Origin of the sequence: Planktothrix agardhii, from assembly GCF_904830935.1 — a bacterium.
Lineage (GTDB): Bacteria > Cyanobacteriota > Cyanobacteriia > Cyanobacteriales > Microcoleaceae > Planktothrix > Planktothrix agardhii.
The window spans coordinates 1-15761 of record NZ_LR882953.1 but is presented as its reverse complement, the minus strand read 5'-3'; the positions used below and the strand labels follow the sequence as shown (position 1 = coordinate 15761).

At 40.7% G+C, this 15761-nt stretch carries 5 protein-coding genes; 1 reads left to right on the top strand and 4 read right to left on the bottom strand.

The features are described 5' to 3' along the window. Positions 1–524: 524 nt before the first annotated feature. The 4 genes from NMG88_RS21705 to NMG88_RS21690 form a co-directional block, all read right to left on the bottom strand. The gene (locus NMG88_RS21705; RefSeq protein WP_254034956.1) at positions 525–1391 is read right to left on the bottom strand and encodes an aspartate racemase/maleate isomerase family protein; all 867 of its coding nucleotides are present in this window, start codon (positions 1389–1391) and stop codon (positions 525–527) included. 432 nt (positions 1392–1823) lie between these two features. Next, positions 1824–2723 (bottom strand): phytanoyl-CoA dioxygenase family protein, encoded by a 900-nt coding sequence (locus NMG88_RS21700; RefSeq protein WP_254034955.1) that lies wholly within the window; start codon positions 2721–2723, stop codon positions 1824–1826. 95 nt (positions 2724–2818) lie between these two features. Continuing rightward, the gene (locus tag NMG88_RS21695; RefSeq protein ID WP_254034954.1) at positions 2819–3964 is read right to left on the bottom strand and encodes an iron-containing alcohol dehydrogenase; all 1146 of its coding nucleotides are present in this window, start codon (positions 3962–3964) and stop codon (positions 2819–2821) included. Positions 3965–3997: 33 nt separating this feature from the next. Then, positions 3998–11515: a type I polyketide synthase gene (locus NMG88_RS21690; protein WP_254035831.1), complete on the bottom strand. Its 7518-nt coding sequence runs from the start codon at positions 11513–11515 to the stop codon at positions 3998–4000. Between the two features lie 123 nt (positions 11516–11638). On the opposite strand from NMG88_RS21690, the gene NMG88_RS21685 reads away from it, so the two are divergent. Next, positions 11639–15761, top strand: a 4123-nt coding sequence (locus NMG88_RS21685; RefSeq protein ID WP_254035830.1) for an amino acid adenylation domain-containing protein, incomplete at its 3' end; no start/stop codon positions are given.

The window sequence follows — 15761 nt, the reverse complement described above, 5'->3', positions numbered from 1 at the left end:
CCTGGGTTAACGACGAACAGAGGAAACTTCTAATTTAGGTTCTTGTGCAACCATACTTTTACTCTCCTAAATATGTTAAACAGAGAAATTCTCTCATATTCACACACGTTGTGAATGAGTTTGATTTTGAAGGAAAGATAGATGATAGGGTCATGTTGAGTCGGGTTTGAGACTAAATCACAGGATTTTGACTATAGATTTAATCTCAAGATTTGATAAATCTTCAATTGTCATACGTCAATCTGTTGCTTCCCAAAAATATGTTTTTTATGGCTTCAGATTTAACAGTGACAGATAACATAACCTATCGTATTCAAAGGTCTCCTCTTTTGATGCAAGAACTCACTCGCTTTTACAGAACTTTACCCAAATTGCTTTTAGTGATTATGACTATAGCTGAAGATGCATTTAATATCAAGTCAATTTAAATACCCTTAATATAATAATTATTTACCCAGTAAATTTGGACATCAACTATATAGAGGTTGTATTTTACGACTTAATATAACTCTTACAGATGACTACTAAAGGGATAAGTCTCTAAAGCGACCCATGGTGGGCAATAAGGTTAAATTTAGTTGCTGGGCTACCCACCAATACACGGAGGTATCCGCAGGGACTACTGGACACTGTGTGATCGCTTCTAGACTAAGTAAAATATCTAAAGTCCTTGCTCCTGTCCCGACGATGGCGATCGCTTCACAATCAGGAGCCTTTTCCTTAACTGATTGAACGGATGCTTTGATCAGATTTGCCAATGCCTCGACTGGATTATCCAAATCAGTATACCGAAAGTGCTCTTCTGCGTCCTCTGGATTGATCTGCTTAACTAAGCCTTGCTGATAAAAATTAGAAGCATGGATAACGTTAAAACCACATAGCTCCATAAAATCAGTAAATCGTTTATTCCACGTTTGACTGTAGAAAGTTGTCGTAATAGCAATCCTATTAGCCTGGTGTGCTCGTAATGCCTCAACAACTGCCAGGGTAGTCATGATTGTAGGAAGATTAGTTGCTGAGGCGATACGCTCATTTCTACGCCAAGCCTCTGATTCTGATGTCACATTAACCCAGGTAAAAGGATTACCGACTTGGACCACCACAGAGCAACCTGCAGCTTGTAAAGTACGAGCACAGAGACAGAGTTGTTCCGCCAGAACTTCTGAGGCAAGGTTTTCAAAGGAAAAATCAAAATCTGGCAATAATGGGATTGCCTGCTGAGTTAATACGGGTTCTTGAATAACTGTAGTAAATTCATAGGGTGCTGGGTCTAGCCAGGCAGGAGGACTAATGAAGCCCACCGCCGGTAATGAGGAGACATTCCCAAGGTTTAACGAGGGATGCTGATCTCCAGTCTGACTTTGTTGGCTATCAGGTGAACCACTAATCATCTGTCCGCCCTCCAGGATACCCCCGCTTTAGCGGTGGGAGGAATGGAGGGTAGGGGTCTATAATCCATAACAATAAATCTCCTGAATAAATATGGAATATTGAAAAAAAAGCTGGTTTTTGTTTTGTTTTCAGGAACCAGCCAAAACCCGACTCCTATTTCTAGGGTGATGTGAGCCTCGACAATGTTAGTGGCCGGTACTATCTCAAAGGCACTGTCTCCCAAATGACTGTTTAACCTTTGAGTTTTAGAGCTACAGACTGGCTACGCATCCGTAGGTAAGAACTTAAACACTTACCACTAACGTAGGTATTACTACCTTAGTCTGGTCAACTAGGGCTGTATTTCAAGCCCCCGCTTTAGCGGTGGGTTGTTGACTTTTTATGTCCATTGATTAAAACTAGATTTTTCCTTAACGATGGCACGATTGTGATCAGTGTTGTGGTTCCTTGACGTAATCTTCTGGTACATTGTTATACCAGTTCCAGTTTTGACTATCACTTTCAAAACCAGATGTATAGAGTCCATCCTTGATAGCAGAATCAGGCAGTTTTTTCATTGGAACACAACGATGAGAATCAGGTTTATCCTCTGATGGTCGATTAATTAATGCATTGTAATGACCATGCATCAAAATGCGGACATCTCCCGTTTTATTCTCTAGGGAGCCATGAATTGTGTTGCCATGGAAGAAGAGTACATCACCTGTTTCCATTTCACAATCTACTACTTTCAAATGTTCTAATGCTCGATTTATCTGCTTTGGATCGCAACGGACTTTATCCGAATTACCTTCGCTTATATGATCGATACGACCTAAAAGATGAGACTTCTCAATTACTTGTACACAGCCATTATCTTTTGTGTTTCTATTTACAGCTATCGAAAAACTTGCAAACAGATCAGGAAAAGGACAGCCATCGTAGTACCAACCGGGAAAACCTTGATGCCAATAGACGATTGCATCATCATAAGCTGCTTTTTGAACGATTTTAGAGTACATAAAATAACAAGATTTTCCTGTAATCGCTTCAGCGGCAGAAACCATTCTAGCAGTTTGGGTGACAATACTCACCAAACTATCATTTAAGCCTGCCCATACTGATGCACCCCAAGTCTTGCCATCATTATCAATTACCGGTTTGAAGACCTCTTTAAGTTTTGGATCAGATTGACAAACGGCACGAACTAATTCCATTTCTTCTGGATCAAAAAGTTGGCGGACAATAACATAACCATTTTCACGGTAAAAATTTAGTTCATCCTTAGTCAAAGGACGAATTGAAATTGGTTCATCAAGTTTTTTAGGTAATGCAGTTTTTGTATTATTCATGGGAGTTTGATTTAGTTAAACTAAGAAAAATATATAACATAAAGATAGCCATTTTACCAACCTTATATTTATATTTTTAGACCCGTTATAATTATTTAGTCAGAGAAAGCATAATCCAAGATTTTTTTGCGCTCTGCTTGGGAAAGTTGATAGTTTAAGCCTCCAGCTTGATTTTTGTTCATTAAATCGAGAATATCCTGTTGGTATGCTGTATCAATTTTTGCCTCTTGACAGCGTACTGGACTACCTAAACTGGCAAAGAAATTTTCAATGGCATTGATTGTCATATCCACATCGTTAGTATCAAACAAACTTTCACCTAATTTGACAATGCGATGCTTGGCACGATCGCGCATTACTTTTAACCAAGCAGGATAGATAATTGAAAGGGTAGCACCATGAGCCGTATTAAAAAGCACTGACAAATTATGGGCTAATATATGAACTCCCCAGTCTGGTGAACTACGACCATAGGTTGTCATATTATTAAGTGCATTCGTAGCTGCCCACATAATCTTAGAGCGTAAATCAAAGCTACCCATATCATTCATTAATGCTGGACCATAAACAAGTGCTTCTTGAATAATAGCAATGGTAAAACGATCAGATAAAGTTGCATCCCCCTCTCCAAACCACGCTTCGAGACAATGGCAAATAAGATCAACAATGCCATAGGCCGTATAGTTGGTTGGCACTGAGAGTGTATAACTCGGATCGAGATAGGAATGGGTTGGATACATAAAGTTATGCCTGAATCCGAGTTTTTGTTTTGTGTAAGGATTTAGGATGACTGCCGCTGGGTTCATTTCTGTCCCTGTGGCAGCCAATGTTAATATAGCCAAAATGGGAACGGCTTTTTGGGGTTCATGATTACGAGTCATGATTGTCCACGGATCACACTCATCCGCCACACAAATTGCAATAACTTTTGCCGCATCAATAACACTCCCACCACCAATCGCAACTACCATATCAACACCATTTTCCCGACCTAGTTGTGCTGCTTTAGAGACACACTCAACGGTAGGATTTGCATAAATTCCGCCACACTCCGTTATTTTGATGTTGTGTTGTTTAAGCTGATCAACTGTATCGAAGTAACTTCCATTTTTGAAAGCAGACCCACAACCATAAACCAGCAAAGCATGGCAGCCTATTTTTTCGGCGTGCTTACCTAATTCGTTTACGGAATTTTGTCCAAAATGGAGTTGTGTGGGAATATATGCGGTAAAATTGTTCATTGCTATTTGTTTTTACATTATTAAATTAAAGAGCTATTTATTACCGGTGTCAATATACATTTCAAATTTTTTAATATATTTAAAAAATGTTTGATTGACGTTGGTTAAATCAAGGTTAAATTCTTCCAATGAATAACCATACTTGCCGTGTTTATATCGAGGGTTGTTTTTCATATATTGTTGTACATTTTCCTCCATGGTTTGAGTCAATTCATAGCCAAAGTGGTTATAAATTTGTCGTACAGTTTCGAGAGGATTCTGTACTAATTGACTGAAATGAACATCATAAATTCGTTGTTCTTCAATCGTTTCCCGTGCTTTCATACCTTGTTCAACTTGATTAGAGAGAATTTCTAATATTTCGTGACCAATAGCTTGTAAATCAAGGTGATCGGAATATACAGGTCTAAGATTTTTAATCAGGTGGCAGTAGGAAGCTACCACCTGTGCTGGATCACGATGGGTTTGAATGAAACAGGCATCTGGAAAAACTGTTTTTAAGGCAGATAGATCCCCTAAATGGAAAGGATTTTTCAAAACCCAGCGATGAGAAGCAAAACGCCAATCTAAAAGCTGGAGTTGTTGACGGTAATACTCATAAACCGCAACCATATCCTGGTTTCTCAGCCAAGCCGTATAAGACGGGATTTGAGTTAAGAAACTAAAGCTGGTGCAGGCAAAATCATTCTGCAATAGCCAAACACACTCTTCTGGGGCACAAGCATCGTATTTATGCATGGCTGTGGATTCTGGAGTAAAGAACTCATAGTTCTTAAAAGCATCTTGGGTTTGCTTGATGCGGGGATCCTGTCCAGAGGTTTGAGGATCAGGTGAGGGGTAAGGAATATATCCCTGCCACAAAGGTAGCCATCGGACTGAGGGATCCTGACAAAGTAAGTTGTGCAAATAGGTTGAACCTGTACGAGGTAATCCAAAAATAAATAAAGGTTGCTTAATTGGAGTATTGAGAATATCTGGATGGCGTTTTAGTTCGGCTTGAATTTGCAGGCGGTTAGACAGTAGCCGAATGATTAATTCTTTTATAAACTTCTGCCCCATTAGATGCAATTTTGCTTCCTGCTGGATTGCCTCTAAAAGTTTTTCAAGACCGGTTAAGAAATGGTCATCTCCAAAGTCCTTTAATCCGGTTTTTTCTTGAGCAGTAGTTAATAATAAGTCTTGACTCAGGTTATTGACGGTTAGAGATTTTTCAGCAGAAGAGGCTGTTTGCCCTTGTCTGGTCTGGGCATATTTTTGAATTGTTTGAGATAAAACCTGGATATGGGGTTGATGCCACATGGTGACGTGATCTCCTGGCACTTCCTCAAAGATAAGATGAGGAATCACTGCAAACCAAGGTTTTTCATGGAAGCGATCATGATAAATATCACGAATTTGCGCTGCCATATAAACCGCTGTGCCGTCATATTTCTTCAACTGATAATTGACATTCATAATGCGTAGCTCAACGAAAATTGCCCAGAATTTTTGCCATTCTTCATTGGTAGAATTGACAGGCATCATCTCTTGAATCCAAGGAGAATGGTCGAGGAAATACTGGAACCGTTCTTCAAAACTATTGAGTTGGAGATAATCATTTAAGTGACTTTCGCCGTTGGCTTTTGGTGTCCGCAGATCAGAGTAATACAGCATTGTTTCTAAATCTGTGCCGAAATCGGGGTTATGCCAATTGGGTTTGTCGGCATCCGTCTCCCAGTGAGGTTTATCGATCAGGGCGAGAAAGGCTACTTTTTCCCCTACAGCCGTCAGTTGTTGTGCCATTTCATAGGTAGCATATACCCCACCGCTGTAACCGCCTAAGAAATAAGGTCCCTGGGGTTGTACTTGACGCACTGCTTCTAAGTAGTAGGTAGCAAGTTCTTCTATAGTTTGGCAATGTACTAACTCATCTGTCCACTTGGGATGCTGAATGGCGTACAACGGTTGATCTGAGGGTAAGCAATTAGGCAAATTAACATAGTTGTGTATTGTCCCTGCAATGGGATGCACCAAGAAGATTGGTGTTACTCCGGCACTCCCTTGGCGGAATTTAACAATACAGGAGGGCAATTGAGTTGAGGTTTCAGCCGACTCAGGATCAATAATTTGAGCAAGTTCCGCAATAGTATTTGAGTTAAGTAGATCGTTAATGGTCAGATCTTTTTTCAGCGTTTGTCGCAGTTTTTGCAGGATCTGTACAATGATCAGGGAATCACCACCTAAGTCAAAGAAATTATCATCAATGCCAATCCCCTTAACTCCTAAAACCTGTTCCCAAATGACAGCGATCGCTTTTTCCGTTTCTGTTTGGGGGGCAGCAAACTTCTGACTTAACTGTGGTCGTTCAAATAAAATCGCAGCTTCCAATTCGTCTGCTGCATCAGCTTGTTTCAGCAAACTCCTTTGATAGTCAACACCAAGAGTTGAAACTATAATTTGTGGCATCTGGCTTTGTAGTGTTCGCACTAAACATTCAACCCCTTCTTCCGGTAGAATAGCAGATTCTAAGGTTGCTTCTAGTTTTTGGGTTTGTCGCTGTTTTGCTTGCCGTGCATCTTGATTTTCTTTAATACTATAAGCAGAATCTGTATATTTCAAAACGTAGTTGTCTATGACCACAACCTCGACTCCATCGGGGCTTATGAACGATAGGTTAATGCTCCAATCTCGCCCTTTTAAAGTACGGCTTGTATAAGAATAAAATTTGCCTGGCAGTGCCCCTTTCATTTGCACCCGCTCATAGAAATAGGGTAAGTAAGTGCTGTCTGCCTTGAAAAAGGGTAATTGACTGGTGAGTTCATTAGGTAGAACATCTGCCACTACATAGGTCGCCGTATCTACCATGGAGGGATGGAATTTATATTGTTCTAAATCATGGGCAAACTCGGCTGGAAGTTCCATGAGAGCTAAGTTATGATCGTCATTGGCTTTCCGCCATTTGATATTACTAAGCCATCGAGGACCATAGTGAGTATAGTCCGGTAATGCCTGTAAATCGGGAACGATCATATTGACATTGCAACTAGCTTCCAGTTCGTTAATATCATATTTCACAGTTTCTGGAAAATTTGGTGGCACAATTTTTCCTTGGGCGTGTTCTACCCATTCACCCGAATCAGCATTTAAGGTCTGAATCGAAAATGACATTTTTTCTGATGCAACTTCTGGTTTTAAAATAACCCGCAGTTCTTTTTGGTCGCCTTCAATAAATAAGAACTGTAGAAAATAAACATCTTGTAACTCAACTGTGGACTCGCCACTGTGAAGTTCATAAACTGATCGGGCAATCTCAAGATAAGCCGTTCCCACCAAGCTAGGTAAATTTAAAACTACGTGTTCACCAACAATCCAGTGTATTTCGGGTTTAAGTATCCCCATATAAACTGCCTGGTTTGTCTCAACAATGCACTTATCAAATAAATGATGGTTAAGGGCTTTAATTTCCAGAATTTTATTATCGAGTCCATACTGAGCCGTTTCTACAGCCATCCCCACCTGCTGCCAGGCATCCCAGTTAATACTTAAGGTAAGCCGATCACCCTTGATGGTTTGGGCTTGGGCATAGGTATCTAAAAAGTTATTTGCTCCGCAATAGTCAATTTGTCCTGCTGTGCCTAACACTGATTCCAAGGAAGAACACAGCAACATAAAATCGAGTGGTTCATCCTTTAGTAAAGTATCAAGAATAATGGTTCCTGCCACTTTAGGAGCTAATACTCGTTGAGCAACATCACGGGTTTTGAGTTGCATTACACCACCACCAGGAAGCCCCGCTGTGTGAATGACTCCATGAATCACACCAAATTTTTGTCGGGCTGTAGCGATCGCATTAGCCATTTCAGCAACATTTGTCACATCAGCACTGAGTAGCAAAACCTCTGATCCTTCAGCTTCAAACTTTTGCATCTTCAAGATTTTACGGCTGGTCGGATCATCTTCTGTATGGGTTGTTAACCAATGATTCCACTCAGTACGCTCAGGTAGAGGCGATCTGGAAATCAACACCAACTTAGCCTGTAATGTTTTCGCAAGATATTCGGCAAAGACTAAGCCCATACCACCCATACCACCAGTGATCAGATAAACGCCTTGAACTTTAAAGGGAAGTTCATTGCAAGTAGATGGCTGTAAGGGGATAGGTTCAAACGATTCAACCCAGCGAGAGTTCTCACGATAGGCAATCAGTTGGTCAGGAATATCATGTTGTAACTCAGCAATTAGTTGGGTAATAACTTTATTATAGTCTTGAGTGGAAAGAACAAGATCAATACAACGACAGTGGATATTGTTATACTCTTGGGAAATGACACGGACTGCTCCAATCAGCGTAGCTTTTGCAGGGACGATCATTTCTTCTCCAGTGACAGTCTGTAATTGATTGGAAATCACTAGAAAATTAATATCGGTCTCTATATTTTGTTCTCCTAGAGCTTGTACTAAGTACAGTAAGCTATAAAATCCAATATCTTCAAATTGTTGAACCTGTTTAAGAGTTTCCTCTAAGGTTTCTTCGGCTACTGGTGGCGGTGTCACCGCCCACAAATGTATAATTGTTTGAGGAAATAGATTGCGTTCCTGAAGTGATTGAATTACTTTCTGATAATCCGCAGGCTCAACTGGATTGATCGTATATATATTGTTTTCAATTTGTGCAAATTTTTCCCCGGACTTAACTGCAATAATATCCTGGCTTTGGATTGTTAATTGCTGAACCAGTTGAGAACCTAAGCCTACCTGATCAACAAAAACCAAGACTGGAGATGCGATCGCTCCTGACTCTTTCGTGGGTAAATTAGACCGTTTCCAAGAGGTTTGATAAAACCAATCGGCAATATCAGACTTTTTATTTTGATAAATTTGTTCTAATTTCTGTTTTTTTGGTTCAATCCAATACCGTTGGCGTTCAAAAGGATAAGTGGGTAGGGGAACTCGATAATGTTGCTCTTCACCATAAAAGTTATCCCAATCTAATTCAACCCCAGCCAGCCATAATTGACCCAAGGATTTTAGCAATAATGTCAGATCGGCAGTATCTTCTTGAGGATGCCGTAGGGATGTTAACGTGATCTGCTCAGAGGTTTTTTGGGGGTGGCGCTTAGTTAAGGTGCTAAGAGTATTTCCTGGTCCGACTTCCAGCAAAATTTGCTCTGAATCCTCAAAAAACTCAGTTAAACCGTCGGCGAACCGTACACAAGAACGTAGATGTTGCCCATAATAATGAGGATCAGTGGCTTGCTCAACTGTAATCCAAGTCCCAGTCAAATTAGAAACAAAGGGAATTTTGGGTGCATTTAACTCTACTGTCTTCAGCACCTTAATGAATGGGTCTAAGATTGGCTCCATCATCCCTGAGTGGAAAGCATGAGATGTATGTAAATGCCGTCCTTCAATGCCTTTGTCTGCCAGTCGCTCTGCAAAATTTGTCAGTGTATCAGTCATGCCTGAAACTACGCAATTAGCTGGGCTGTTAATAGTAGCAATCTCTAAGCCTGTACCAACGAGCATTGGTTTAACTTCTTGTTCAGACAAAGGAACTGCCAGCATTGCTCCTGCGGGCATGGACTGCATGAGTTTTCCCCGTTGGGCAACGATCATCAAAGCATCTTCTAGGGAAAAAACTTCTGCAATGGTAGCAGCAACATACTCCCCAATACTATGACCGATCAGGGCAACTGGTTGAATTCCCCAAGACATCCAAAGTTTTGCCAGAGAATATTCGATAGCGAATAAAGCTGGTTGCGTAATTGACGTTTGTTTCAGTTGCTCGGTGGCGACGGCAATTTGTTCAGGAACTGGATAAAGAATTTCTCGTAAATCCAAGCCAAGGTGTGGAGTGAGTAGTTCACAGCAATGGTCAAGATGCTCCCGAAAAATAGCTTCAGTTTCATAAAGTTCTTTAGCCATATTCACATACTGAGATCCTTGACCAGAGAACATAAAAACAACGGAACGGGTTTTAACGCCACCACTATTAGTTAACGTGCGTTTTCCGGCTTGGGAAACTACAACATCACCTAGACTCTCATTATCATCCAACACGACAATCCGACGATGCTTAAAGGCTTTTCGTCCTAAGGCCAGGGTATAAGCCACATCTTCACGGTTGAGTTCGGGATATTGATCTAAATAATTGACCAAGTTGGTCGTCATGGTTTCTAAGGCAGTAGGCGTTTTAGCAGATAATAAGAAGAGTTGTTGACGACGTTGGTTGGTGCGATCAGTCTTCTGTGACACATCCCATTCTTCTAATACCACATGGGCATTCGTCCCACCCATGCCAAAGGAGTTGATGCCAGCCCGCCGTGGGCTACCATTGCGTTCCCAAGCCTTTAACTCTGTGTTGACATAGAAAGGACTATTCTCAAAATCGATATGGGGATTTGGCGTTTCAAAATGTAAACTTGCAGGAATTTGTTTATGCCTCAAGGCAAGGACTGTCCGAATTAAGCCAGCTATTCCCGATGCTTCACTTAAATGACCAATATTGCTCTTCAAAGAGGCGATCGCACAGTATCTGTTCTTTGCGGTTTTTGCTCGAAATGCTTGAGTTAGTGCCGCAATTTCTATCGGGTCTCCCAGTGAAGTTGCTGTACCATGGGCTTCAATATAAGTGATACTTTCAGGATCAATATCTGCCACATCTTGAGCTTGGTAAATAACTCTCGCCTGAGCATCCACACTTGGCGCACTATAACTAACTTTCAAGTTGCCATCATTATTAACCGCAGAACCTTTAATAACAGCATGGATATAATCACCATCAGCTACTGCTTCATCTAACATTTTCAGAACAATAATTCCTACTCCATTGCCCCAAAGAGTTCCTTTACCTTGAGCATCAAAACTGCGACAATGCCCATCTGGAGAAAGAACAAGACCTTCTTCGTAAAAGTATCCTTCTTTTTGAGAACCGAGATAAGATACCCCTCCAGCTAAAGCAATTTCACACTCTCCATTTAATAAACTTTGGCAAGCCATATGCACTGCTACTAAACTGGTTGAACAAGCTGTGGATACATGAATTGCCGGACCAGTCAAATTTAATTTATAGGCAACCCTTGTCGTCAGTGATTCAGGCACATTCCCCCCAAATACTACCGACTCTTTTGAAGTGTTCATATGACCGGCATACACCTGATTCCCATGGATAATGTCATTCAGCAAGTACAGGCTGATAGACGATCCTCCATAAACACCAATGGTTTGTTTGGATGTCCCCGCTTGGTATCCAGAGTTCTCTAAGGCTTCCCAAGCACATTCGAGGAAAATCCTTTGTTGAGGATCCATGTATAGTGCTTCCTTAGCACTGTAATCAAAGAAAAACGCATCGAATTTTTCTAAATCGGGTAATGTTGGCGAGGCATTCACATAGTTGGGATTGTTAATAATATTGGGAGAAACTCCGGCTGACAATAACTCTTCATCGGAAAAAAAAGTGATGGACTCCAAACCACTTTTGACGTTACGCCACAATTCATCAATATTTGTTGCCCCGGGAAAACGCCCGGCCATACCGATAATAGCCACTGCTGATTGATCGATAGAGTCCATCTGATTTAATGTCATAACCCCAAGTTTATCCACAATTTAACAATCCCCAAAAATTCCAATAATGGTTTTTCTTGGCTATTATTGGCTATTATATATTACTCTTCCACATTAGATACAGAAATTATGGCCATCTGTCCTTTGTCTGTAGTTCAGCAACGTTTATGGGCTATTCATCAGTTTGCTCCAACAAGTAAGGCATATAACCGATACAGTGCCTTGAGGCTCAAATATTCTTTAGATTTCAACCGATGGAAAGCAACCTGGCAAGCGATTATTCAACGTCACCCCATCTTGCGTACTGCTTATGGTCAAGATAATACGGGAGAACCAGTGCAATTTGTGCATCAAGTAGCTGATGTACCCATGGAAGTTATTAATGCGTCAACTTGGTCGCAAGAAGAGTTACAGAAAGAAATACTTGATCGTGCTGATCGCCTTCATGATCTTGAAAAGGGAAGAGTTATCGCTCTTTATCTATTCCAAACCACTGAGACAAATTTTATACAGGTTTTAACAATTCATCAAATCGCTGCGGATGAGGCAACACAAGATTTACTCTTGAAGGAATTTAATCAACTCTATTTAGGTCATGAACTTGATGAAGCCTTAGCTTACAGCGACTTTGTTAACTGGGAATTAGATTTTATTAAGTCCACTCAAGCGGAAGCACATCAACAATATTGGCAAGATAAGTTAGCAGGTGAGTTGCCAATTTTAGCTCTGCCTACGGACAAGCCAAGACCAAAAGTTTTTTCTTTCAATGGCAATTCCTATTTCTTAAAACTAGATCAAAGTTTAGTTTTGCGGTTAAAAGAAATAGCAACTGAGAATATTGCTGTTTCCTCAATCGCTCTGGCAACTTTTTATGTACTTTTACATCGCTACTCTAGCCAAGAAGATATTCTGATCACAGTGCCAATGCAAAATAGAGGAGGTCAAGCAGCATTTGCAGATATAGCAGGTCATTTTACAGACTTAGTGGCATTACGTCTGACTCCGACTAAGGACATGACATTTGAAATGTTACTTGAACAAGTAAATCAAGCTCTTTCGGCAGGCATAAGTCATGAAGGAGTTAATGCTTTCTCAACAAAATTAGTTAAACATCTTGATTTACAACGAGATTTTAGTCAGATACCCGTTTCCTCAGTAATGTTTAACTGGCGGAAATTTTCCGGGTCTGACCTTGACAAACCAATAGAATCTCATGGTGAATCATTGCCCTTCGAGTTTTATTCTTTGGAGGAGCAGCGAGGGGTAGAATGTGACATTAAGCTCAGTTTTATTGATGTTGGTTCTGAATTGACGCTTCTTTGGCAATATAACTCCGATTTGTTTAGTGCCGAAGCTATTGAACGAATAGCACAACACTATCTCAACCTGTTAGAGGGTGTCATTAATACGCCAAAAGCCTCCCTCCATCAGCTTTCTTTAATGACTGAGAAGGAACGGCATCAGTTATTAGTGGAATGGAATAATACATCGGCGAACTACCCCCAGCATCAGTGCATTCATCAATTATTTGAAGAGCAAGTTAGAAAAACACCGGATGCGATCGCAGTTGTCTTTGAGCAAGAATTTCTAACCTATCAAGAATTAAATAACCGTGCCAATCAAGTAGCCCATCATTTGCAAGGCTTGGGCGTACAGCAGGAGTCTTTGGTCGGGATTTGTATTGAGCGTTCCTTAGACATGATGGTGGGGTTGTTAGGTATTCTCAAAGCTGGGGCAACTTATGTTCCCCTAGATCCTAACTATCCAATGGAACGAATCGAATATATTTTAGAGAGATCACAGGCGAAATTTTTAATCACATCAAGTCAGATATTAGAGAAATTACCTCCCCACCAAGCCCAACTGGTTTGCTTAGATCAGGAATGGTCAACTATTTCCCAAAAATCCCCAGAGAATCCTGAAAGTGAGGTAATTCCCGAACAGTTATGTTATGTCATTTTTACTTCTGGCTCTACAGGTGAACCTAAAGGCGTAGAAATTGCACACCGTTCTTTAGTGAATTTTCTTTGGTCAATGCGCTCAGAACCAGGTTTTACCCATAAAGATTGTTTAGTTGCTGTTACCACGATTAGTTTTGATATTCATACCCTAGAACTATATCTACCCCTAATTACAGGGGCAAAAGTTGTTTTAGCGAGTTCTTCAGTCGCCGCAGACGGCCTGAGTTTAGCAACATTAATCGCCGATCATGATGCCACAGTCATGCAAGCAACTCCCGCCACTTGGCGTATTCTTTTAAGCACTAATTGGCAAGGAAAAGATAACTTAAAAGCAATTTGTGGTGGGGAATCTTTACCCCAAGAACTAGCTGATCGCCTCTTAGAAAAAGTCGGCTGTTTATGGAATATTTATGGACCGACAGAAACCACTGTTTGGTCTGCAACGGGGCAGATTAAGAAAAATCGTATCCTTGGTTATTCCAACATAACTGAGTCTATTGGTCGTCCCATTGCCAATACCCAAATTTATATACTAGATTCATCTCTACAACCAGTTCCTATCGGAGTTCCTGGCGATCTATATATTGGTGGATGTGGTGTGGCACGGGGTTATTTTAAGCGTCCCGATTTAACCGCAGAACGCTTTTTACCCGATCCCTTTTTATCTAATTCACGAATGTATCAGACCGGAGACTTAGCACGTTATTTACCCGACGGCACCATTGAATATTTAGGACGAATTGATAACCAAGTTAAAATTCGAGGTTTTCGTATTGAATTAGGAGAAATCGAAACAGCCTTAGAAAAACATCATCATGTCGATCAATGCGTCACGATTCCTCGCCAAGATGATACAGGCAATGAGCGTTTGGTTGCTTATATTATTCCGAAGCAAAATGCTCAAGTTGACGCAGCTAGTGAAGTAACCAAAAGAGCTTTTCAGGACGAAGAACAAAACATTCTACAAGAATGGCAAATAGCATGGGATAACGCCTACAATCAGACGGAAACTGAGCAAGAGTCAACACTAAATATCTCAGGTTGGGATAGTAGCTATACGGGAGAGCTAATTCCTGCTGAAGAAATGCGGGAGTGGGTAAATAGTATCGTTGATCGCATTAAACAACATCAACCCCAACGGGTTTTAGAGATTGGTTGTGGAACAGGTATGTTATTGCTACGGATTGCCCCAACTTGTCAATCCTATTGGGGGATTGACGCAGCCCAGCAAGGTCTAAATTATATTCAACAGCAGTTAAATACGCAGCCTGGTAATTGGTCACATATTCAGTTAAAACAACGACTTGCTGATGATTTAAGCGAAATTGCTACGCAATCCTTCGACACTATTGTGATTAACTCTGTGGTGCAATACTTCCCAAATATTGACTATTTGGTGACGGTCTTAGAGCAAGCAGTGAAAGCAGTTATGTCGGGGGGCAGAATTTTTGTTGGGGATGTTCGTAGTTTGCCTTTATTATCGGCTTTTCATAGTAGTGTTCAATTTTATAAAGCAGCTGATGATCTCTCCCTAGCAAGGCTTAAACAGCAGATCGCCAAGGATCAACAACTTGATCAAGAATTGGTAATTGATCCGGCATTTTTCACCGCTTTACAAAGCTATTTACCGACAATTACCCAAGTGGAAATTCAACTCAAACGGGGCTTTTCCCATAATGAAATGACCAAGTTCCGCTACGATGTCGTTCTTCATGTGGGCAGTGAAGTAATACCAAAATCAAGCCAAGCAATTGACTGGGAGGGCGATCATCTGACGATAGATCAGGTGATCAGTACCTTAAAAACAACTGAACCTGCTAATTTAGTTGTTCGTAATGTACCTAATGCACGCTTAGTGGCTGATATTCAATTGCTGAAATTACTGGAAAGTGATCAAGATATTCAGACTGTTGGGGAATTACGTCAATCTCTGCATCAACAGTTATCTACGGGAATTGAGCCAGAATCTTGGTGGCTATTAGAGATTCCTTACACCATTAAGATTAATTTTGCCACTGATGCCTTAGATCGTTATGATATTTACTTTTACCATCAGACCAAAAATGTAGCACAACCACTGCCCATAGAAACCTCCGATCATCAACGGACTAAATCCTGGTATATGTATGCAAATAACCCGGCTTTTGGACAATTTGCCATTAGTTTAGCTCCTAAACTACGGAATTATTTAAATGATAAGCTGCCGGATTATATGATGCCATCAGCCTTTGTCACGTTGACGAGTTTTCCTCTCACTCCCAATGGCAAAATTGATCGACGGGCATTACCCA

Excerpts from the sequence above, each read along its gene's own strand:
- NMG88_RS21700 (WP_254034955.1), bottom strand. The coding sequence starts at position 2,723 with ATGAATAATACAAAAACTGCATTACCTAAAAAACTTGATGAACCAATT.
- NMG88_RS21690 (WP_254035831.1), bottom strand. The coding sequence starts at position 11,515 with ATGGACTCTATCGATCAATCAGCAGTGGCTATTATCGGTATGGCCGGG.
- NMG88_RS21705 (WP_254034956.1), bottom strand. The coding sequence starts at position 1,391 with ATGATTAGTGGTTCACCTGATAGCCAACAAAGTCAGACTGGAGATCAG.
- NMG88_RS21695 (WP_254034954.1), bottom strand. The coding sequence starts at position 3,964 with ATGAACAATTTTACCGCATATATTCCCACACAACTCCATTTTGGACAA.